This window comes from Pseudomonas sp. S04 (assembly GCF_009834545.1).
Lineage (GTDB): Bacteria > Pseudomonadota > Gammaproteobacteria > Pseudomonadales > Pseudomonadaceae > Aquipseudomonas.
The window spans coordinates 3,706,120-3,727,880 of sequence record NZ_CP019427.1; the positions used below are offsets into that span (position 1 = coordinate 3,706,120).

General features: G+C 61.0%; 21 protein-coding genes and 1 pseudogene. 9 read left to right on the top strand and 13 right to left on the bottom strand.

Features of this window, described 5'->3' with window-relative positions; all coding sequences use genetic code 11:
- Window positions 1-116: 116 nt before the first annotated feature.
- On the bottom strand, window positions 117-1,394 hold the full coding sequence (locus tag PspS04_RS16345; protein ID WP_159996589.1) for a cystathionine gamma-synthase family protein: 1,278 nt from the start codon (window positions 1,392-1,394) through the stop codon (window positions 117-119).
- A 176-nt stretch (window positions 1,395-1,570) separates the two neighbouring features.
- Window positions 1,571-3,430 (bottom strand): ABC transporter ATP-binding protein, encoded by a 1,860-nt coding sequence (locus tag PspS04_RS16350; RefSeq protein WP_159996591.1) that lies wholly within the window; start codon window positions 3,428-3,430, stop codon window positions 1,571-1,573.
- A gap of 125 nt (window positions 3,431-3,555) precedes the next feature.
- Between PspS04_RS16350 and PspS04_RS16355 the strand changes: the two genes are divergently transcribed.
- Together PspS04_RS16355 and PspS04_RS16360 are read left to right on the top strand one after the other, a co-directional pair.
- Window positions 3,556-4,095: an ATP-binding protein gene (locus PspS04_RS16355; protein WP_159998852.1), complete on the top strand. Its 540-nt coding sequence runs from the start codon at window positions 3,556-3,558 to the stop codon at window positions 4,093-4,095.
- A gap of 54 nt (window positions 4,096-4,149) precedes the next feature.
- The gene (locus tag PspS04_RS16360) at window positions 4,150-4,704 is read left to right on the top strand and encodes a DinB family protein (protein WP_159996593.1); all 555 of its coding nucleotides are present in this window, start codon (window positions 4,150-4,152) and stop codon (window positions 4,702-4,704) included.
- A gap of 2 nt (window positions 4,705-4,706) precedes the next feature.
- On the opposite strand, the gene PspS04_RS16365 is transcribed toward PspS04_RS16360, so the two are convergent.
- Together PspS04_RS16365 and PspS04_RS16370 are read right to left on the bottom strand one after the other, a co-directional pair.
- Window positions 4,707-5,735 (bottom strand): LLM class oxidoreductase, encoded by a 1,029-nt coding sequence (locus PspS04_RS16365; protein WP_159996595.1) that lies wholly within the window; start codon window positions 5,733-5,735, stop codon window positions 4,707-4,709.
- The gene (locus PspS04_RS16370) at window positions 5,732-7,165 is read right to left on the bottom strand and encodes an MFS transporter (protein ID WP_159996597.1); all 1,434 of its coding nucleotides are present in this window, start codon (window positions 7,163-7,165) and stop codon (window positions 5,732-5,734) included. Before PspS04_RS16370 ends, PspS04_RS16365 begins: the two co-directional genes overlap by 4 nt.
- Before the next feature lie 129 nt (window positions 7,166-7,294).
- Between PspS04_RS16370 and PspS04_RS16375 the strand changes: the two genes are divergently transcribed.
- The gene (locus PspS04_RS16375) at window positions 7,295-8,185 is read left to right on the top strand and encodes a LysR substrate-binding domain-containing protein (RefSeq protein ID WP_159996599.1); all 891 of its coding nucleotides are present in this window, start codon (window positions 7,295-7,297) and stop codon (window positions 8,183-8,185) included.
- Between the two features lie 185 nt (window positions 8,186-8,370).
- Window positions 8,371-8,748, top strand: a complete 378-nt coding sequence (locus tag PspS04_RS16380; RefSeq protein ID WP_159996601.1) for a c-type cytochrome — start codon at window positions 8,371-8,373, stop codon at window positions 8,746-8,748.
- A 51-nt stretch (window positions 8,749-8,799) separates the two neighbouring features.
- Here the strand turns inward: PspS04_RS16380 and PspS04_RS16385 are convergent, their stop codons facing one another.
- The 4 genes from PspS04_RS16385 to PspS04_RS16400 form a co-directional block, all read right to left on the bottom strand.
- Window positions 8,800-9,798 carry an XdhC family protein gene (locus tag PspS04_RS16385; protein WP_159996603.1) on the bottom strand — a complete coding sequence of 333 codons (999 nt, stop codon included), beginning with the start codon at window positions 9,796-9,798 and terminating at the stop codon, window positions 8,800-8,802.
- Between the two features lie 57 nt (window positions 9,799-9,855).
- Window positions 9,856-12,105 (bottom strand): xanthine dehydrogenase family protein molybdopterin-binding subunit, encoded by a 2,250-nt coding sequence (locus PspS04_RS16390; protein ID WP_159996605.1) that lies wholly within the window; start codon window positions 12,103-12,105, stop codon window positions 9,856-9,858.
- The gene (locus tag PspS04_RS16395) at window positions 12,105-12,560 is read right to left on the bottom strand and encodes a (2Fe-2S)-binding protein (protein WP_095171962.1); all 456 of its coding nucleotides are present in this window, start codon (window positions 12,558-12,560) and stop codon (window positions 12,105-12,107) included. The genes PspS04_RS16390 and PspS04_RS16395 overlap by 1 nt, the downstream gene beginning before the upstream one ends.
- Before the next feature lie 88 nt (window positions 12,561-12,648).
- The gene (locus tag PspS04_RS16400; protein WP_159996607.1) at window positions 12,649-13,581 is read right to left on the bottom strand and encodes an AraC family transcriptional regulator; all 933 of its coding nucleotides are present in this window, start codon (window positions 13,579-13,581) and stop codon (window positions 12,649-12,651) included.
- A 160-nt stretch (window positions 13,582-13,741) separates the two neighbouring features.
- Between PspS04_RS16400 and PspS04_RS16405 the strand changes: the two genes are divergently transcribed.
- From PspS04_RS16405 to PspS04_RS16420, 4 genes are all read left to right on the top strand, one after another.
- Window positions 13,742-14,791 carry an NAD(P)-dependent alcohol dehydrogenase gene (locus tag PspS04_RS16405; protein WP_159996609.1) on the top strand — a complete coding sequence of 350 codons (1,050 nt, stop codon included), beginning with the start codon at window positions 13,742-13,744 and terminating at the stop codon, window positions 14,789-14,791.
- Window positions 14,792-14,840: 49 nt separating this feature from the next.
- Window positions 14,841-16,037, top strand: coding sequence for an MFS transporter (locus PspS04_RS16410; protein ID WP_159996611.1), 1,197 nt, complete (start codon window positions 14,841-14,843; stop codon window positions 16,035-16,037).
- A 222-nt stretch (window positions 16,038-16,259) separates the two neighbouring features.
- Window positions 16,260-16,550: a hypothetical protein gene (locus PspS04_RS16415; protein ID WP_095171955.1), complete on the top strand. Its 291-nt coding sequence runs from the start codon at window positions 16,260-16,262 to the stop codon at window positions 16,548-16,550.
- Window positions 16,551-16,589: 39 nt separating this feature from the next.
- Entirely contained in the window at window positions 16,590-17,636 is a 1,047-nt protein-coding gene (locus PspS04_RS16420) for an alpha/beta hydrolase family protein (protein ID WP_159996613.1), read from the top strand.
- On the opposite strand, the gene PspS04_RS16425 is transcribed toward PspS04_RS16420, so the two are convergent.
- Together PspS04_RS16425 and PspS04_RS16430 are read right to left on the bottom strand one after the other, a co-directional pair.
- Complete coding sequence (locus PspS04_RS16425) at window positions 17,633-18,199, bottom strand: dihydrofolate reductase family protein (RefSeq protein WP_159996615.1); 567 nt, start codon at window positions 18,197-18,199, stop codon at window positions 17,633-17,635. The genes PspS04_RS16420 and PspS04_RS16425 overlap by 4 nt on opposite strands.
- An 89-nt stretch (window positions 18,200-18,288) precedes the next feature.
- The gene (locus PspS04_RS16430) at window positions 18,289-18,726 is read right to left on the bottom strand and encodes an NUDIX hydrolase (RefSeq protein ID WP_159996617.1); all 438 of its coding nucleotides are present in this window, start codon (window positions 18,724-18,726) and stop codon (window positions 18,289-18,291) included.
- A gap of 208 nt (window positions 18,727-18,934) precedes the next feature.
- Between PspS04_RS16430 and PspS04_RS16435 the strand changes: the two genes are divergently transcribed.
- Window positions 18,935-19,804 carry an AraC family transcriptional regulator gene (locus tag PspS04_RS16435; protein ID WP_095171949.1) on the top strand — a complete coding sequence of 290 codons (870 nt, stop codon included), beginning with the start codon at window positions 18,935-18,937 and terminating at the stop codon, window positions 19,802-19,804.
- Window positions 19,805-20,114: 310 nt separating this feature from the next.
- On the opposite strand, the gene pqqE is transcribed toward PspS04_RS16435, so the two are convergent.
- The 3 genes and pseudogenes from pqqE to PspS04_RS27850 all read right to left on the bottom strand — a co-directional run.
- Complete coding sequence (pqqE, locus tag PspS04_RS16440; protein ID WP_159996619.1) at window positions 20,115-21,272, bottom strand: pyrroloquinoline quinone biosynthesis protein PqqE; 1,158 nt, start codon at window positions 21,270-21,272, stop codon at window positions 20,115-20,117.
- Window positions 21,244-21,522, bottom strand: a complete 279-nt coding sequence (pqqD, locus tag PspS04_RS16445) for a pyrroloquinoline quinone biosynthesis peptide chaperone PqqD (RefSeq protein WP_033040650.1) — start codon at window positions 21,520-21,522, stop codon at window positions 21,244-21,246. Before pqqD ends, pqqE begins: the two co-directional genes overlap by 29 nt.
- Before the next feature lie 125 nt (window positions 21,523-21,647).
- Window positions 21,648-21,710: pseudogene (locus PspS04_RS27850) on the bottom strand (hypothetical protein); the annotation flags it as partial.
- Window positions 21,711-21,761 lie beyond the last annotated feature (51 nt).

Here is a 21,761-nt window from a genome sequence, read left to right on the forward strand (position 1 = left end):
ACGCACTGGCGCCTGCGCTCGGTTGCCCGGCAGAGGCGCACCCAGGTTTTATTGTTATGGCTCTTCATGAAGTCCCCACGGACGGTCTCGCCGTGGGGCTGGTGATCCCTCACTCGTCAGCCTGCGACCTCGGCGCTCGACGGATTGCAGGTAACACGCGCCATCGACGCGCTTTGCTCCTCGCGAGTGCGCCGGACATGGGCAAACGCCTGCTGCAGATCCGCCAGCAGGTCATCGGTGTCTTCGATGCCGACCGAGACCCGCACCAACCCTTCGCTGATCCCCAGGGCGAGACGCTCCTGCAGGGTGTTCTCGACGTGGCTGGTGGTGCGGGCCGGGCCGTAGATGGTTTCCACCGCCCCCAGGTTGCCCGCGCAATGGGCATACCGCAGGCGTGGCAGCAGCACCTTGACCGTGTCCATGCCCCCCACCAGCACGAAGCTGACGATGGCGCCAAAACCGCGCATCTGCGCAGCCGCGACACTGTGGTTCGGGTGGCTGGGTAACCCGGGGTAGTTGACCGATTCCACCAGCGCTTCGCTGCACAGGTAGTCCGCCAGGACGCGGGCGCTGTGCTGCTGTTGGCGCATGCGCAGCACCAGGGTCTTGATGCCACGGATGATCAGGTAGGCCGAGAATGGGTCGAGGGACGCACCGTTGATTTCCCGGTAATGCCGGACCTGCGCCATCAGGGTTTCACTGCCGCACACCAGGCCGCCAAGCACGTCGCCATGGCCGCTGAGAAACTTGGTCGCGCTGTGGATCACCACATCCACGCCCAGCGCCAGGGGGTTCTGGTTCAGGGGGGTGGCGAAGGTATTGTCGGCCACCACCAGCGCACCGACACGCTTGGCCGCGGCGACCAGGCGCTGGATGTCGAGGATTTTCAGGGTCGGGTTGGTCGGTGTTTCCAGGTACAGCACACGACAGCCCTTGGCGATTTGCGCTTCGATCTCGGCGTGATCGAAGGTTTCGCACAAGGTCACTTGAACGCCCATGCGCGGCAGGAATTCTTCGAAGATTTTGTTGGTGCCGCCGTAGCTGTCCTTGGTCGACACCACCCGGTCACCGTTGGCCAGGAAGGTGTAGAGCACACTGCTGATGGCCGCCATGCCGCTGCTGAACGCCACCGCGGACTCGGCCTGTTCCAGCTGGCGGATCTTCGCTTCGAGGGTCTCCACCGTCGGGTTGCTCATGCGGCTGTAGATGAAGCCTGGGGCCTTGCCCAACGCCACGTCGTACCAGACGTCGATGTCGTCGTAGGCATAGGCGGCACTGGCAACGATCGGCGTTTGCGTGGCGTTGTAGGGATGCCCGCCCTGCTCCCCGCCCCAGACCGCACGGGTCCCCGCGCCGGCCTGGGTGAGTCCTGCGCTGTCAGGTTTTTTATTCATAGAGACTACTCGCACTAAGGATGGCGAGCGTTCAGCCACTCACCGGGTATGGCGGCCAATATAGGGAAATACGCCGCCCCCGAGAAACGATGGAATCGGTGGCAAAGGGGCGGTTTTTTTAATGGCTGGGGGACGGGCTGAACGGTCAGGCTCCCCCCTGCGGCGCCCCTTCAGGCTCACGCCTGATCCATAGCCTCGACCACGCCGTTGTCCTCCCCCAGGAAGCCGCCGCTTTGATGCTGCCACAGCCGTGCATAAACGCCGTTCTTGTCGAGCAGTTCGGTGTGGGTACCTTCTTCGATGATGCGTCCGTCATCCATGACGATGAGCCGGTCCATGGCCGCAATCGTCGACAGTCGATGGGCGATGGCGATTACCGTCTTGCCTTGCATCATTTCATCGAGGCTTTCCTGAATAGCCACTTCGACTTCGGAGTCCAGCGCGCTGGTGGCCTCGTCCAGCAGCAGGATCGGAGCGTTCTTGAGCATCACCCGGGCAATCGCGACGCGTTGGCGCTGGCCGCCGGACAGCTTGATGCCCCGCTCACCCACCAGGGTGTCGTAGCCGGTGTGGCCTTGTCGGTCGCTCAGTTGGTTGATGAACCCATCGGCCTGGGCATTGGCCGCGGCGCTGCGGACCTGCGCGTCGGTCGCATCGGGACGGCCATAGGCGATGTTGTCGCGAATGGAACGATGCAGCAGGGAGGTATCCTGCGTGACCATGCCGATGGAGGCACGCAGGCTGTCTTGTGTCACCTTTGCGATGTTCTGGCCGTCGATGCGAATCTCCCCGCTGTCGACGTCATAGAAACGCAGCAGCAAGTTGATCAGCGTGGACTTGCCAGCGCCAGAGCGACCCACCAGGCCGATTTTTTCACCGGGGCGGATGCTCAGGCTCAAGCCATCGAGCACCTGGCGTTCGCCACTGTAGTTGAAGCTGACCTTATCGAAGGTGACCGCGCCACCGCTGGTCATTAGCACGCCGGCATCTGGCGCGTCCTGCACCTTGGCGCCCTGGGTCAGCGTCGCCATGCCATCCTGCACGGTGCCGATGCTTTCGAACAGCGAGGTCATTTGCCACATGACCCAGTTCGACATGCCGTTGATACGCAATGCCATGGCAATGATTGCCGCCACGGCACCGGCGCCGATCTCGCCCTGATGCCATAACCACAGGGCATAACCCCCTGCCGCCATGATCAATGCCACCACCAATGCCTGATTGACGATATCGAACAGGCTGACCAGGCGCATCTGGCGAAAGCCGGTTTGCTTGAAATCCTCCATCGCTGCACGCGCGAAGTGCGCCTCACGATTGGAGTGGGAGAATAGTTTCACCGTCGTGATGTTGGTGTAGGCGTCCGAGATACGCCCGGTCATCATCGACCGCGCGTTGGCTTGTTCCTGCCCGACTTTCCCCAGACGAGGCACGAAGTACAGCATGGCCACGCTGAACAATACGACCCAGGCAATAAAAGGCAGCATCAGCTTCAGGGCGAAGCCGCCGGCCAGGGCGATGATCGCAATCAAGTACACGCCGATCCCGGGGGCGATCTCGATAAGGGTAAACAGCACATCGCGCACCGCTAGCGCAGTTTGCATCACCTTGGTCGTGACTCGACCGGAAAACTCATCGGAAAAAAAAGACAGGCTTTGCCGCAGCATCAGGCGATGGAAGTCCCAGCGCAGGCGCAACGGCAAGTTGATCGCCAATATCTGGTGCTGCACCATGGTGCGCAGCGCGACCAGGACGACACTGGTCACCATGACGATGCCCATGCCCCACAACACGCGACTTTCCTGCGCCGCCGCTGCACCGCCCGCCTGCCAGGTCGAGAGCAGGTCCACGACCTGCCCGAGGAAGTAGAACAACCAGGCTTCGTAGATCGACACACCGGCACTCAGCAACGCCAGCGCCAGGATGTAACCACGAGCACCCCGCGTACAGGCCCACAAAAAGCGAGCCAGGCCGGCGGGTGGCGGTGGCACCTCATCTGGAGGAAAGGGGTCGAGCCTTCGTTCAAACGCACCCAGCATGGTGATCTCCAAAACCATCCAGTCTAGTCCGTTCGACAAAACACGAGAAGCCTGGCGGTTTTTCGAGCGGCGGTTATGGGGTATCGTGCCGACCTCGAAACCGGCTGGTATTCATGGAGGAACAATTGCGGATCTACATTACCGGTGCGTCGTGTGCGGGCGTGACCACATTGGGACAAAACCTCGCAACCCAGCTGGGTGTTCGGCAGGTCGATGTCGATGATTTTTTCTGGATGCCCACCAACCCTCCGTTTACCACCAAGCGACCTGCCGACGAGCGCGTGTCATTGATCCAGCAGGAGTTCACTGACGAAGATTGGCTGCTGACCGGTTCTTGTTTGGGTTGGGGAGATGCGCTGATCCGCCAGGTCGATCTGATTGTGTTCGTTGCAACTCCAACGCCGGTTCGCCTTAAACGGCTGGCCGCCCGGGAACAGCAGCGCTTTGGCGATCGCATCGCACCCGGTGGCGACATGCATGAGATACACGTGGCCTTTCGGGAATGGGCTGCGCAGTATGACAATCCGGACTTTGCAGGACGCAACCGAGCGTGGCACGAGGCGTGGTTATCCAAACAAACGGCACCAGTCCTGCGGATCGACGGGGCCAACAGTGCTGAACAGATGGCAGCGGATGTGATTGCTGCATTGTCGCAAGTATCGTAGTCACTCGTAACCGAGCCGGCTTCCCCGCTAGCTGCTGGTAAAAGGATGAGCACCATGACCCGCACCCGCCACATCCACCTGATGGCAACCTATAACCAGTGGATGAACAGCAGGATTTATCAGGCCGCCCGGAGCCTGCCAGACGAAGAACTGTGCATGGATCGTAAAGCCTTCTTTGGTTCGATTCTGCGGACCTTGAACCACCTGGTGGCCGGCGACACGGTCTGGCTGCAACGCTTCGCCACGCACCCAGCGAACTACCTGGCACTGGGTGCGATTGGCCAATTTCCCGTCAGCAGCCTGGACCAGTTGCTGTTCCCGGATATCCGCGAACTGTCGGCACATCGAGAGTGGCTCGATGAGCAAATTGTCGAGTGGTCTGGCTGCATTACCGAGTCGGACCTGGATCACACCCTCCATTACAGCAGCATGAAGGGTGTACCTGCCGACAAGGACTTCTACGCGTTGCTCATGCACTTTTTCAACCATCAGACCCATCACCGCGGACAAGTGACGACCTTGCTGTCACAGGCGGGTGTCGACATGGGGGATACGGACCTGGTCATACTTGTTCCGTCCGAGCCTGGCGCACTGGATAGCTCGCGCTGAACTCACCATGCCACCTTGAAGCCCGCAGGCCCCTGATGCGACGGAAACAGTGGCAGGACTTCTTCGGCCAGTTCCTGGACGACTTCTGCGGCCGGTCGCTGGGAGAACTGGATGCCCAAGGCGGCATGGTTGACCCCGGCAGCGCGCCACTCACCCAGCAATTCAATCAAGCCTTTACGCCCGGTACGCAGCACATATCCCCCCTGTATCGGCGTGCGGGGATGGTTGGGGTCGTCAACCAGATCGAGCCACTCATTGGTCATGTGGGGCCGGAACCCGCCGTCTGCAATCAACCCCCGCCAGGCCTGGATCTTTGCCGCCAGGCGTTTCGGCCCTTCAGGTGTATGGGTCGCTTCGGGAAAGGTCAGCCAGCCATCCGCCTGTTCTGCGATCCAGGCGGGTGACTGGCGGGACGAACCGGTCACCATCAAGGGTATGACTCCCGCCACGGGTTGCGGCAAGAACTCAGCGCCGGTGATCCGGCCCAAGGGCGAATCGACGGAGGGCGTTTGCCCACCGGTGAGCTGACGAAAATACGCCACCGCCTGTGCAAACCGTTCGCCACGTTCGGCGTGCTGCAGACCGTAGGCGGGAAACTCTAGCGGCCGGTCACCCGAGGCAATGCCCAGGACCAAGCGGCCGCCCGACAGCTGGTCGATCGTCGCCGAGGCCTTGGCCAGGTCGATGGGATGGCGCAGCGAAAAAATCGCACTGCCGGTTGCCAACGCAATGGTCTTGGTCTGGGCGGCCAGGAACGCCAAGTACGTGAAGGGGTCGAACACCTGGCCGGCATCACCGAACGCCGGATCGAACAGCGGCACGTCCCTCACCCAGACGGCGGCAAAACCCAGGCGGTCAATGTCCCTGACCATCTGCGCCTGCCCCGCCAGCACGGCCATGTCACCTTGATAGAAGCGCAAGGGCAGGAAAATCCCCAGTGTCAGTTCATCGGACGCGAACATGCGTCGGTAGCCTGGATGGCTGGCGAACGCCCAAGAGGATTTGCCGACACCGTGATCGATGCAGTTCATGCTCGTTCTCCAGGTTCAAGCGCCTGGAGCGGGCGTGGTAAAGAGGATGCACCCGCAGACTTGCCGGGCAGGATGAGCGCGGCACAGACCACACCGATCACCACCATGCCGGCGGAGACCAAAATGGCATAGCTGAAGCCTTGCACCGCACTTCCACCATCGGCCAGCACGGCGATGCTGACTGCCACACCCATCGCCAGGCCCACGGCTGAACCCACCTCTTGAGTGGTGGTCAGCATGCCGCCGGCCAAGCCGTGGTCGACCGCATCAATGCCCTCGATCCCGGCCACTGTCCAGGCAGGAAACGCGACCCCGTAGCCAATCCCCGCCAACAAGGTGCCGGGAAGAATCGAAGTAGCCCAGGAGGCGTCCGCTGCCAGTGAGGCACCCAGCAGCGCCAGGCCGCCGATGAACAGGGTCATGCCGCCGAGGATGACCGGCTTGGTAGTGACCCTGGCGATCAAGGTCGGCCCGACCCAGGCGCTGGAGAGCGTGAAGGCAATCGCCATCGGCAGCAGCCCCATTCCGGTCTGGGTGGCGCTGAAGCCGAGGATTTCCTGCATGTACAGCGCCACGACCACAAAGGTCGGACCCAGCGCGGTGTTCGCCAGCAGCGAGACCAGGTTGGCCCCACCGGTCATGCGCCGCCAGAAAATCGGGATCGGCATCAACGGCTGTTTGACCTTGCTTTCGACCCAGACGAACAAGGCCAGCAACCCCATGGCCAGGGCGATCAATCCATAGGTGATGGGCGACGCGAGGCCCACGTGTTCGCTGTTGGCAAAGGCGAACACCAGCGTTGCAGCACCCGCCGCCACCAGCACTGCACCGCCGGCGTCCAGGCGCCCCGCAGCCCTTGCCCCCTCACGCTGACCCACCGGGAGATTACCCGCCAGGGCAATCACCAACACGCCAACGGGCACGTTGATCCACAGCACCCAGCGCCAGCCCATGAGGTCAGTGATGATGCCACCCAGGATCAAGCCCGCGACAAATCCTGTCGCGGCCACGGCCGTCCAGGCCCCCAGCGCTCGATTACGCGATTGCTCATCGGTAAACAGGGCCAGCAATAACGAAAAGGCCGCTGGCGAAAACAACGCCGCACCAAAACCCTGCAAGGCCCGGGTGAAGATCAGCATCGCCGGGCTCTGTGAAAAACCCCCGAGCAACGAACCGAGGGTAAAGATAACCAGCCCGAGCAGAAACACGCGCCGGCGGCCAAACAGGTCGGCCGCTCGCCCACCCAGCAGCAGGAACCCGGCAATGGCCACGCCGTACGCATTGATCACCCACTGCAAGGCGCCGGGGGTAAAACCCAGGCTTTGCTGAATCTGCGGCAAGGGAATCATGGTGATGGAGAAGTCGAGCAGTGCAACGAATTGGGTGGTGCACAGCAATATGAGGCAGAGCCGCCAACGAGGATTGTTCATACAGGCATCCTGATAGATATAGTTTTACTAAAGCTTCTTAGTCGCGCTAAACGAACGGTATAATCGCTGGCGTGCTGCTCCAGCGGAAACGATCATTTCTGCGCACTGACTTTAGGAAAACTAAACCTTATGGCCACCTCACTGCCCCTGCTCGCCCTGCGCACCTTCGTCGAGGTTGGCCAACGCGGCAGCATCAAGGCTGCCGCTCAAGCGCTGAGCGTCACCTCCGGTGCGGTCAGCCAACAGATCCGCCTGCTGGAAGATCGGATCGGCCTGGCGCTTTTCACTCGCCAGAGAAGCGGCTTGCGCCTGACCGAAGCGGGAGCCAGCGTTCACCCTTCCCTGCTCCAGGCGTTCGAGCAAATGGAGCAAGCGCTGCAGTCGCTGGAACAGATCAAGTCTCGCCAGACCCTGACGGTCAGCACGGTCGCAACGTTCGCCGCGTCGTGGCTGGTGCCGCGCCTGGGGCGTTTCAACCTGCGCCACCCGCACATTGAAGTGCGGGTCGAGGCGACCTCCGCCGTGATCGACATGCGTCGCGATCATGTGGATGTGGCCCTGCGACACGGCTTGGGGGTCTACCCCAACCTGCACGTCAGCCGCCTGATGGCGCCCGTCCTGGTGCCGGTGGCCAGCCCTGGGTTCATGGCCGACCACTCCATGCCTGAAGAGCCGCAGGAGTGCCTCGACTTTCCACTGCTGCACGACTCTGACCGGGCAGACTGGCCCCTGTGGTTGACCGCACACGGCGTGGCGAAAGACCCGCGCGCAGAACGCGGGACGGCGTTTGAAGATGACTTTCTGCTGATCCGTGCAGCGGAGGCCGGCCAGGGGCTGGCCCTGGTGCCCGTGGAATACGCAAGAGACGAAATCGCCGCCGGCCGCCTCGTGCAAGTCATGGATAAACCTTGGCCGGCACGCTTTGCCTACTACGTCGTGACGCAACCGGAGGCGATGCAGCGCGATGAGGTCAAGGCGTTCGTTGCGTGGGTCATGGAAGAAGCCCAGGGCATGAATTAGATGCACCCCTGCGGCTAATGCTGATCAGTTAAGCGACGCCGTCCATTGTGGGAGCGGGCGCCCGCTTGCGGCTCGCCCGCGATGGCGGTGTGTGGGCAGCGCAAATGGTTGTGTGTGCCGACACGCGGGCTGATATCTTTGCCGCGCGCCGAAACGCGGCCACTCCATCAAGGAAGATGAAAACCATGAAAGTATTATTGATCGCTTCGCTAGGACTTTTCTCGCTGACGCAGACCGCACTGTCCTTGGCCGATAATGCCAACGGCAAGAATCTTTTTACCCAGAGATGCTCCATGTGTCATGGAGCGGATATCAAGGGAACCGGACCTCTGGCCAACAAAAGCAACCCGCCGACACCGGACCTGACCACAGCCACTTTCAAGAAACGCTTGAGTGATTATCCGGGCGTTATTGTCTCCTCGATTATCCTGCGCCCCAATGGCGACCTGATTCCCCGGACCTTGCGCGAGAATGGCGTAAAGGTGGCGCCGCACGCGTGGAGCGTTAACGATTTTCGCGATTTGAATCAGTACATGAGTGCTGTGATTGCAAAAACCCGATGATTGCGAGATGAGCGCTGGGCACGGCAATCCAAGCGAACGACTGAGCACTCCTTAGTGCGCTTTGGACCTGGCAATTGACAACTCTCTCGGCAGGCTGGCCCCATTCTTGGCGGCAAGGATCTCGGCCATCACGCTGACGGCGATCTCCGCGGGCGTCTTGCTGCCGATGTAGATGCCGATCGGTCCGTGCAGACGCTCAAGCGACGCTTGGGTCTCAGCAAAATGCTCGATCAGGCGCTCGCGGCGCAGCTGGCTGTTGCGCCGCGAGCCAATGGCACCAATGTAGAACGCCGGTCCGTGAAGGGCTTCGAGCAATGCGAGATCGTCGAGTTTGGGATCATGACTCAAGGCGACGATGCAGGTTCGCAGATCGACCGCGAAGTCACGAACCACGTCATCGGGCATGCCGACAATGCACTCCACGCCGGCCACCGCCCACGTCTCGATGTACTCGGGACGTGGATCGCAAACCGCCACTTTGAATCCGTTGAACAACGCCATGATGGCCAGGTACTCGGCCAGCGCGCCGGCTCCGATCATCAGCATCCGATACCCCGGCCCCAGGGTATTGAGCATCTGCTGGCCGTCGAAGCTGAATTGCTCCGGGGTCTGCGTGGGTTCGAGGGTGACCTGACAGGGTTGCAGTACCAGGCGGCGGCGCACCAGTCGCCCGGCGTCCATTTCGGCCAGCAGTTCATCGAGCGACCGCCAGGACGGGCTGAACTCCAGAATCAGCTCAAGCGTACCGCCACAGGGCAAGCCGAAACGGTGCGCTTCATCGGCGCTGACGCCATAGCGCACCACCTCGGGTGCGCCGTCCTTCAGGCCACTTCCGCCATGGGCTGTGGTGTAGCGATGGATCAGGTCATCCTCAATGCAGCCGCCGGACACGCTGCCCACCACCCGACCGTCGTTACGCAAAGCCATCATCGACCCTACCGGACGCGGTGAAGAACCCCATGTGCGCGCAACAGTGGCGAGCAGCACGCGCTCGCCGGCGGCGAGCCAGTCCCGCGCGGTGCGCAGGACCAGCAAGTCGATGCTTTCCATCTGGCTCTCCTCTAGCGTATGTGGTGTACCAGGCACGGCCAGCCATCCAGGCGCAGATCAGGTGAAGGTGTGCCGGCTCATGGGCAGGCTACGAACCCGCTGGCCAGTCAGCGTAGCCACCGCATTGGCGACAGCGGGCGCGACGGCGGGCAGCGGCGGTTCGCCGATGCCACCCATTTTTTCCCCGCTCTCGACAACCCGCACATGTACCCGGGCCATCCGCGCAGGCGCCAGGATCGGGTACAAGTCAAAGTTGCGAGCCCGGGGTTTGCCATCCACCCACACCGACTCCTCCACCAGCGTTTGAGACAGCCCCAGCGCCACGGCGCCATTGACCTGGGCTTCGACGATAGCCGGGTTGACGATGCTGCCGGGGTCAATCGCCTGCCAGATATCGTGCACCTTGACCTGCCCGTTCTCGATGGACACCTCGGCGATCACGGCAGTCTGCGTACCGAACGGCGAAGCCATCGCTATGCCGCGCGCACGTTTGCTACCGTCCTCGGCGGTAAACGGCCCGCGCCTCCAACCGCCCGACAGTTCACTCACAGCCTGCAGCAGCGTGGTCAGGCGCTGGTTGCCACGAAGCAGGTGCAGGCGCAGTTCGAACGGATCCTTGCCGCCCTTGTCAGCCAGTTCGTCAAGAAACGATTCGTAGAAGAAGTCGTTGAGGGAATTGCCCACCGAACGCCAGTAGCCCAGCATGGCCGGGCCTTTGACGTAGATCTGCGCGATTCGCTTGTTGGGGATCGCGTAGGACTTGCCCGACAACCCCTCAAGCGCAGTAGGGTCGAGCTTGTCACCCTGCTTGCCCGCGATGGCCTCGCTAGGACCTTCAGTGGCACTGATCGCTTCGATCGCCAGCGGCCAGCCATCGTTATCCAGCGCGGCGCGAAAATTGACCGCGGCAACGGGACGGAGCACGTCACGCAGGAACTCTTCCTCTCGACTCCAGATCAGTTTGACCGGGCGGCCAACCGCCTTGGACAACTCGATCGCCTGGGGATAGGGACTGGCTGAGTCGTAGAGGAAATGCCGACCGAAGAAACCACCCAGCAGTGGCGAATGCAAGGTGATGCGAGACGGATCCAGCCCCGTGCGCTTGGCTATGTCCGCAAGAAACATGTCCGGCGCCTGATTAGGTAGCCAGACCTCCAGCGATCCGTCCGGATTGAACCTGGCCAGCGCAGAAGGCGGTTCCAACTGCCCGTGGTTCAGGTACTGGTTGTGGTAGGTGGCGTCGACCCGGGTCTTGGCGTCAGCGAGAATCGAAGCAACGTCCCCTTTGTGTTCGTCATCCCTGGCCAGCCCCTTTGCGTTAGCGAGTCGCTTGAGCCAGTCGTCGCTGGAAAAGTCTGCGGGCATCGGTCGCACTTTGCTGTCGAGCGCTGGCTCCTGCCAGTCGACCTGAATCGCCTCCACCGCACGTTTGGCGTGCCACCAGCGCTCGGCCAGCACTGCCACGGCACCCGGCAGACGATGCACGGAATGCACGCCTTTCATGGCCTTGACCGGGTCTTCGTTACGCAGGTTGCCCACCGTCATACCCAAGCGCGGGGCATGCTGAACGGCGGCATGCAGCATGCCATCGACCTTCAGATCGATGCTGTAGAGCGCCTTGCCGGTGGACTTGTCGTAGGCATCGATGCGCTTTACCGGCTTGCCGATCCAGCGAAACTGGCTCGGATCACGCAGTTGCACGCTGGCAGGATCGGGAACTGGCAGGTCCATCGCACGCTCGGCCAACTCACCGTACGCCAACGAGCGGCCCGACGCGGCATGCACCACCTTGCCAGGTTCGGTGGTCAATTCGCCCACCGGCACCCCAAGCTTCTCCGCGCCCGCTTGCAACAGCATGGCGCGGGCAAGTGCGCCGAGGCGGCGCATGACCGGGTAACTCATGCGCACCGACATGCTGCCACCGGTGACACGCATGCCATTCTCCATCACCACAAAAGCCTCGCCGGGCGGCGCGGCTTCGACCAGGAAGGTCGCCGGGTCGGCGTCCAGTTCTTCACCGACGATCTGCGCCATCGCGGTGAACGTACCCTGCCCTCCCTCCATGAAAGGGCACAGCAGCCGTATGCGGTTGTCCGGGCGGATTTCCAGGAACGCCGGGACCTGGGTGCCGCGCCCGGCAGTCGTGGCTGCCGCAGCTTGCACCCGGGTCGCACCGAGCGGCAGGCCGAAACCGAGGACCAGTGCGCCGACGGCGGTACCGGTCAAAAAACGTCTGCGCGACACATTGATCGGATCGTGCAGAGCGAATGCCGATGCCTCAAGGGACGGATCGATACGTACGTTCATCACACGCTCCCCTTGGCAGCAAGCTCATGCATCGCGGCATGAATAGCGTTGTATGTGCCGCAGCGGCACAGATTGACCATCGCGGCCTCGATCTGCGCGTCACTCGGCTCGGGGTTTTGTTTGAGCAGCGCGGTGGCTGCCATAACCTGCCCGGACTGGCAGTAGCCGCACTGGGCTACCTGAAGATCGACCCAGGTCGCGACAACCCGCTTCCCAACTTCATCGGCCTCGATAGCTTCGATGGTGGTGATCTCCCGGCCAACCACACCGGCCACCGGCATGATGCACGAGCGCACCACATTGCCGTCCACCAGCACCGAGCAGGCGCCGCATTGCGCCAGCCCGCAGCCGTACTTGGTCCCGGTCATGCCCAGGTCATCACGGATCACCCACAGCAAGGGCGTATCGGCGTCGGCATCGACCTGATAGGTCTTCTGGTTGATTCGTAGTTCCATGGTTCACCCGCTTGATCATCGGTTGACGAGCATTGTTTTAAGCGGTGAAACGCTGCGAGGCGTACCACCGGTAAAGCTGTTCTTTCGCTCAACTTGCCGCGTTACCGAGCCCTTCGGCCTCGAATGACTGCCCACGCAGCAGCGCCATGTCACGACTGGGTGCGGTGCCGAACAGGCGGCCATATTCGCGGCTGAACTGTGAGGGGCTTTCATACCCGACGGCGAACGCCGCCCGTGAGACGTCCAGGCGCTCCGTCAACATCAGCCGACGGGCCTCGTTCAGGCGCAGCCACTTCTGGTATTGCAGCGGGCTCATGCCGGTGAGCTGGCGGAAATGATGGTGGAAGGTGGGTGCGCTCATCTGCACCCGCGCCGCCAGTTCGTCAATGCGCAGCGCAGCCGTGTAGTTGAGCTTGAGCCAGTCGATGGCTTTGGCGATGCGATAACCCTGGCCATCGACGGCGGTTATCTGCCGCAGCCGTGGCCCTTGATCGGTGCTCAGCAGCCGATAGTGGATTTCCCGCAGAATCAGCGGCGCCAGCACCGGGATCGCCTCCGGTTCATCGAGTAATGCCAGCAGGCGATCGAGTGCGCCTTCCAGGGCGAACGACATGCTGCCAATGCCAGCGCCTGAACCCATGACTGGAATTCGCTTGGCAGGCAAGCCGACCTTGGTGATGACCTCGGCAAGCATGCTGACATCCAGTTTCAGCACCAGGCCGACACAGGGTTGTTGGGGACTGGCAACAATCACTTCGGAGTTGGCTGGTAGATCCAGTGACGTGACCAGGAACCGCGAATGGTTGTAGCTGTAACCCTCACCACCAACCCACAACCGCTTCGCACCACGGCCCACCAGTATCAGGCTCGGCTCAATCATGCACACGGCGGGGGGCGCCGGCTGGTCGCGACGAAACAGCGACAGGCCGGGTATGGATGTGGCGAAGTCACCCGCTTCGCTCACGCGCGGGTCAATGTTCAACGCCAAGGGTGACTCATGGCGCAGGGGGTTGGGATTCATGTCAGGTCGCTCCTGTTGACTGAACTCTAGTGCGCCCACGCTGCGTTTCCTATCCACCGCCCTGCATCGCCATAGGATTAGGCAAGCATTCAAGCGGAATGCACTAGGGCAGAGGCAAATCGACCGGGAGAATGTGTCGAACTGTTACAGGAGAGCCACAATGGAAGTCTTCGCTTATGGCGCCCATGCGGGCGACAAACCGCTTGAACCCTTGCGCATCACTCGTCGTGATCCCGGCCCGGAAGATGTGCAGATCGAGATCGCCTATTGCGGCATCTGCCACTCGGACCTGCACCAGGTGCGCGCCGAATGGCAAGGTACACAATTTCCGTGCGTGCCCGGTCACGAGATCGTCGGCCGTGTCACAGCCGTAGGCCTGAAGGTCGCCGGGTTCGCACCGGGTGATCTGGTCGGAGTCGGCTGCATCGTCGACAGCTGCAAGCATTGCCAAGAGTGTGCCGAAGGCCTTGAGAACTACTGCGACAGCATGATCGGCACCTACAACTTTCCAACGCAGGACGCACCAGGCTGGACGCTCGGTGGCTACTCGCAAGCGATCGTTGTCCATCAGCGCTACGCACTGCGCATTCGCCACCCCGAAGCACAGCTGGCGGCCGTTGCGCCGCTACTGTGCGCGGGCATTACCACCTGGTCGCCGCTGCGTCACTGGAACGCCGGCCCCGGGAAAAAAGTCGGCGTGGTGGGCATCGGTGGCCTGGGTCACATGGGCATCAAACTGGCCCATGCACTGGGCGCGCATGTGGTGGCTTTCACCACGTCCGAATCCAAGCGTGACGCCGCCAAAAGCCTGGGCGCCGATGAGGTGGTGATCTCAAGCGATGCGCAGCAAATGGCCGCGCACCTGAAGAGCTTCGACCTGATCATCAACACCGTCGCCGCCCCCCACGATCTGGATGCCTTGCTGGTACTGCTCAAGCGCGACGGCGCGATGACACTGGTGGGCGCGCCCGCCTCGCCGCATCCAGCGCCCAACGTGTTCAACCTGATCATGAAACGTCGAACCCTGGCGGGATCGATGATCGGCGGCATCGCGCAAACCCAGGAGATGCTCGATTTCTGCGCCGAGCACGGCATCGTTTCGGACATCGAGCTGATACGTGCCGAGCACATCAATGAGGCTTACGAGCGGATGCTCCAGGGTGACGTCAAATATCGTTTTGTGATCGACACCGCAACGCTGGCGGGGTGAACAACGGCGCACGCAAACCATCACGCTTTTCGCAAGACAGGTAGTTCCCATGACTGTTCGCGCTACAGAAAAACGCGGCTGGAGCGCCGTGCTGGCCATGTCGTTGGCCGCATTCGCTTTGGTTGCTTCAGAATTCATGCCCGTCAGCCTGCTAACCCCCATTGCGGCGGAACTGAACATTACGCAAGGCCAGGCAGGCCAGGGTATTTCCGTGTCCGGTGCATTCGCATTAGTCACCAGCCTGGTCATTGCAACAATTGCCGCTCGCGTCGAGCGCAAGAGGCTGCTGCTGTGCCTGATCTTGCTGATGATCGTCTCAGGTACGGTCGTCGCCCTCGCGCCAGGCTACCCCTCCTTCATGCTGGGGCGTGCCTTGATTGGTATCGCTATTGGCGGCTTCTGGTCATTATCAGCGGCGACCGCCATGCGCTTGGTGCCGCCTGATCAAGTTTCCCGGGCGCTGGCCATGGTCAATGGCGGTAACGCTCTGGCTACGGTCATCGCAGCCCCGGCGGGGAGCTTTCTTGGCTCGCTGATAGGATGGCGCGGGGCGTTCTTGTGTGTGGTTCCGGTCGCAGCGCTTGCAGCCGTGTGGTTGCTGATCAGTCTCCCGACCTTCAAGGTCGAGCGTAACGCAAGCAGCGGCAATGCCCTGCGGCTGATGAAGCAGTTGCCAGTCGCATTGGGCATGGTCGCCGTCAGCGTATTTTTCATGGGACAGTTCATGCTGTTCACTTACCTGCGGCCCTTTCTTGAGGTCGTCACCGGTGTCAGCGTTTCAACCTTGTCTTTGATGCTGTTGGGCCTGGGACTGGCCGGCTTTATCGGGACCTTTGTGATCGAGAGATTCATGGGCAATGGCCTCTACCGCACACTGACCGTGATACCTCTGATAATGGCTGTTATAGCGCTGGCTCTGGTGGCCTTCGGTGCATCGCCGTTACTGACTGCCGTGTTGCTCGGACTCTGGGGCCTGGTGGCGACTGCCGCTCCCGTTGGCTGGTGGACATGGCTGGCGCAAACGCTTCCTGATGATGCTGAAGCCGGTGGCGGCTTGCTCGTGGCCATTGTCCAGCTGGCTATCGCAGGAGGGGCAATCATCGGCGGCCTGGCATTTGACCTGAGCGGCTATAGAGCCACCTTCGAGCTGAGCGCGACTGTGCTGGTCATCGCATCTGTTCTCGCTTGGCTAGCGGGTCGCAGTGCCACTGAAGTTCATCTCGCCGAGTCGAACGCGACAGCCTGACGAGATCAGGACCTGCCCAGCGAGCTACGTGACTCTGGGCAGATCGGTCGCTTCGCCGAAGACTGCACAGTGCACCCGCAGGTATTGAGCTGCGGGGACAATAAATCTGTCCCCTTTCCCTACTTTCTCTGGCGAGCCACTTTCAAGGCGCCTGCTATAGTCAGCCGGGTCGGTTCAAGGCTATAGCTGCAGGTAAAAAACAAACTACTCAGGAGTTTGATTATGCGAATTCTATCGGCCACTGCGTGCATATTCCTGTTATCCCTGGCATTGCCAACGCTGTCCTTTGCCGGTTCGGACTGTGATGATGCGGGCAGTGCAAGTGACGTCAGAAACTGTTTAAAAAACAACAACGAGCAAAAAGGTAAAGGCAATTGTAATGACAATGGCAATTGCGCCAAGGCCAAGGACAAAGCCAAAAACAACGATTACGATGACGATCACTCAGTCAGTTGCATGAAGATCAACAACCTGACCTTGCGCCGTGAGTGCCTTGACCGGCGTAGAGATTGAATGAACTGATGTGATAGCGGGATCAAGGAAGAAACCACATTGAAAATAGCTTTTGGCACCCTGTTGTTGACCGGGCTGACGACTATCGCACTCGCTGACGAAAGCGCTGTCGGCTTCCAATCTTCCACGCTGGTGGACACGCACAATGACCGCGCACTGCAGATGGTGGTCTGGTACCCCAGTGCAACCACCGCCGCCACACAACTGATCGGCGATGATGCGGTGTTCGTCGGGGCGGCTGCGGTTCGGGACGCACCGCCCGCGGCTGGCAAGCATCCGTTGCTGGTGCTCTCGCACGGGTACAGAGGTAACTGGAGCAACCAGATCTGGCTCGCCAGTGCGCTGGCTCACAGGGGTTACATCGTCGCCGCCATCAATCACCCGGGCTCCACCACCCATGACCGCAGCCCTCACGCAGCGGCGCAGTTATGGCAGCGCCCGGTTGATGTGAGCCGAGCCATTGATAGTGTGACCACTCAACCTGAAAAATTCGGCGCGGTGGCCAAAGACCGAATTGCCGTGGCCGGCCATTCACTCGGCGGCTGGACCGCCCTGGAGATCGCCGGCGCGCAATTCGACCCAGACCGCTTCGCCCAAGACTGCAAGGCGCACCCGCAGTTAACCAGTTGCAGCGTCTTTGCACGGATGAACCCGGCAAGCACCTCACAATCAAAAGCCGCATTGACCGCCGATTTGCGTGATCAACGTGTCACTGCCGTGGTCACACTAGACGTGGGGCTTTCACGGGGCATGACCGATGCGAGCCTGGCGGCGCTGCCGATACCCGCGCTGGTAATCGCTGCCGGCGCCCCTTCGCATGATCTTCCTGCGCAGTTGGAGTCTGCCCACCTGGCCAAACGTCTGCCGGCGGCTTCAAGTCGTTACGTCGAAATCAGCGACGCGAGCCACTTCACTTTCTTATCGGTGTGCAAACCGGGGGCGCAGGCACTGCTCGAAGAGGAAGTACCAGGCGATGGCATCATTTGCCTGGATGGCGAAAGCGCACGTGCGCGTGGGGTGATTCAACAGCAGGTGACTTCGCTGATCGCGGAGTTTCTTGAGTCATCTGCCGCCAAGCAACCCTAACCTTGTGCAATATCAGCCGGTGCGAGCACTTGATAACGACTCTGGACAAATCCGTTATCCGATACTGATGAGTCAATCAGGCGTAAGCCCAGCTCATCAGCAAACTGGCTGAACAGTGGAATGCCTTTGCCCAACAACACTGGAATGCGCGTGATGACGATCTCGTTGATCAATCCCGCAGCAAGGAAAGCCTGGATGGTCTGCCCCCCATCTATGTAGAGATGCTTGAGACCTCGCGCCGCCAGTTGCTCCACGATGTGTGCCGGGTCGCCGGCCAGCACATCGATCTTGCCCCTCAGTTCTTGTGGCAGCGCCACCTCCCCATGCGAGAGCACTACGACTGGCGTGTTGCCGTAGGGCCATTGAGGAAAGGACAGCACCTTGTCCAGGGTCTTGCGTCCCATGACGATGGCATCAACCGTGGTCATGAATTCGTCGTAACTGAGCCCCTTCAAAGCCGCGCACTCGTACTCGGGCCGATGAAGCCACTCGATATCGCCATCAATCCTGGCAATGAAGCCGTCAACGCTGGCCGCGATGAACACCGAGCATTTTCTATCCATAGTCTGGGAACCTCCTGTTTGGGCGGTGTTTATAGCATGAGCTGACGCCCGAGATTCAGGGGGGAAAAGATGATCACGCTGTAGTTACATCAACGCCGCTTGTCCACCCAGTGCCCCCGCGCCTGCAAGACCTCGCACAAGAAGTCCAGCGCTCGACGAAAAACAGGATGGCAATCGTCATAGGGTAAGCAGTCGAACGAAGCCCAGAAAAACTCGAAGAGGTGACCATGGTCATCGAGCGTCTGGTGTGACCATTGCTCAGGTAAGGGTCCACCCGCCTGACAAAGGTGAAACGACCAGATCTGGCCCTGATGAGCGGAGTCCCAGCAGCCTAGATCGTTGACGATTTCGGCATTGCTTATACCCGACTCTTCCGCCAACTCACGCAGGGCAGCTCGAGCCGGTGTTTCGCCCTGTTCAATGGTTCCCTTCACCAGTTGGACCCCCGCTTGAGGATGCCGGAACAACAGGATCCTGGGTGGCGACGTAGAAGAAAGTACGACTGGGCAGGCCTTGTCAGGACGCATGGCGATTTCCGTATCGGTAATGAGGGCCCGCCATCATACGCGTTCAGCTAATGCGTCAGGGCTGTGGCTGGGTCCTGACTGGCATCGTGAGCTGCAGCCAAGTGATCACATTGGCCAAATCAAAACAGGCCTTGAGCAAACGCGGCTAGGTGCGTGCACGGCGCTATAGTCGACTCTATTGACGACCGTACTTCCAGGAGCTTTTCCAGTGTCTGACATGCCGAGCAATCTCGCTTACACAAAACGCTTCAACGCCGTGCTCGCCTACATTGATGCCAATCTCGAAGGCGACCTGTCGGTGAAGACGTTGAGCCGTGTGGCGAACTTCTCGGCATTTCACTTCCATCGACAATTCACCGCGTTCGTTGGAGTGCCCGTCTCCCGCTATGTGCAACTGATGCGACTACGCCGCGCGGCACATCGCCTGGCAGCCCTCGCTGATCACTCGGTACTGGACGCGGCACTCGATGCCGGTTTTGAAAGTCCCGAGGCATTTAGCAGGGCGTTCAGGCGGGCGATCGGTATGACGCCGAGCGCGTTCAGGAAGGAACCGAACTGGCAGGTCTGGAATGCGGTGTTCGCAATCCCTCACTTTTCAAGGACAGTCATCATGCAAGTACGAATCGTAGATTTCCCCGAGGTCAAGGTCGCCGCGCTTGAGCACTGCGGGCCAGCCGGGCTCGTCAGTGAAAGCGTGAACAGGTTCATCGAGTGGCGTATGCACAGTGGACAGTCGCCGGTGGCCTCGTGTCGCACCTTTGGCATTCCCTATAGCAACCCCGATACGACACCTGCACAGGAATTTCGCTTCGCAATCTGCGGCGAGATTCACCAAGCGGTGGCGCCCAATGAGTTCGGCGTGCACGAGATCGTCATCCCCGCCGGCCGTTGCGTCGTGGTACGACACACGGGGTCACCGGATCACATCGGCGAAACGATCTATCCGATCTACCGCGACTGGCTGCCAACCAGTGGCGAGGAACTGCGTGACCAGCCGCTGTTCTTCCATTACCTGAGTGCCTATCCCGAGACCCCGCGGGATCAATGGCAAACCGATGTGTATGTCCCGCTGCAATAGCGCAGCAAATAGCGTTCGAGCCTGAGCTGACGCTGACGAGTGTCTGTTCAGGGTCGAAGCTTGCCTTCCCTGCAAGCTCCACTCTTGGCTGCTGTGAAATCAAGCTAGGCTTGAGCAACCCCGGCGATGGCCAATATAAACTAAGGTGACGGGCAGCTTTCGGCCAGAAGCGGTCATCCCGATTCCTATACATGGTCAGGAGTTCTGCCTGGGTTCTTCAAAACACGTTTCTAATTAGCCGACTGCACGTCGTAGGGTGGGCCACTGTGCGGTCAATGATGCTCAAGGGCACCCGATGGAGCCAGTCGTTTCAGGCTTTGCAGATAAGCCTGGAGGCTTTTTCATTGCGGTAGGTCAACTGCTCCAAGCCCTGCGGCGCGTATTCGGCGTCCTCGCGGGCGGCTAGGATGAGGCCATGGTGCGACGACTTTCCGCAAACCGGGTCGGCGTTGTCGGCATCGCCGGTGAGCATGAAGGCCTGGCAGCGACAGCCACCGAAGTCACGGTCCTTCTCGTCACAGGAGCGGCACGGCTCGGGCATCCAGGCGTCGCCGCGGTAGCGGTTGAATCCGAACGACTCGAACCAGATGTGCTCCAGGCTGTGCTCACGCACGTTGGGGAACTTCACCGGCAACTGCCGGGCGCTATGACACGGCAGCGCGGTGCCGTCCGGGGTGATGTCGAGAAACAGCTTGCCCCAGCCGCTCATGCACGCCTTCGGCCGCTCCTCGTAATAGTCCGGGGTGACGAAGATGAGCTTGCATGGGTGCTTCTGCGCCGTCAGCTTGGTCCGCCACTCGTTAGTGATGCGCTCGGCGCGCTGCAGCTGCTCGCGGGTCGGCAGTAAACCGACGCGGTTCAGCTCGGCCCAACCGTAGAACTGACAGGTGGCCAGCTCGACGTAATCGGCCTCCAGTTCGATGCACAGCTCGATGATGCGGTCGATGCGGTCGATGTTATGCCGATGGGTGACGAAGTTGAGCACCATCGGGTAGCCGTGCGCCTTGACCGCGCGGGCCATTGCCAGTTTGTGGGCGAAGGCCTTGCTGGAGCCTGCCAGCAGGTTGTTCACCTCCTCGTCGGCAGCCTGGAAGCTGACTTGGATATGATCCAGGCCAGCCGCGCTGAACTCAGCGATTCGTTGCTCGGTAAGTCCGATGCCTGAGGTGATCAGGTTGGTGTAGAAGCCCAGGTCACGGGCAGCCTTGATCAGCTCAGCGAGATCCTGGCGCACCAACGGCTCGCCACCGGAAAAGCCCAACTGCGCTGCGCCCAGTGCACGGGCCTGGCGGAATACGTCGATCCACTGTGCAGTACTCAGCTCGGTGCCCTGCTTCGCGAAATCCAGCGGGTTGGAGCAGTATGGGCACTGCAGCGGACAGCGGTATGTCAGTTCGGCCAGCAACCACAGCGGCGGGCCGATCTGGGACCGCGTGGGGTTAGGCGAATTCGATCCAGAACTGGGCATGGGCCACCTCAATAAACGCCAGGATGTCTTCATCGATATCCGGCACGCCGGGGAATTGTTCGGCCAGAGAGGCGATGATGTTCGCCACGTCGCGGGCGCCGTCAACACACTTGAGAATCTCGCCGGCGCTGTCGTTGAGTTTGATCATCCCTTCCGGGTAGAGCAGCACATGGCAGTTCTGCATCGGTTCATACTGCAGGCGGAAGCCACGGCGAAAGCGCGGCACGCAAGACTGGGTGGATTGGTTCAAACTGAAAATTCCGTCATCGGGTGCGCCGTACAACGTTGCACCATTTGAGTTATTCGATGCGTAGGGTGCGCACGGTGGCCCAATGCGTCCTTCATCCGCGCGGTTCACTTGACTATCCCACGGTGCTAAACACGTTCGGCCGTCACCGTGTGATACCGCGGGCGCTCCAGTTCGTAGGCCATGCTCATGCATGAGGTCTGCTTTGGGACTGGAAACCCCGGCGTACCGGGGCTCGGATG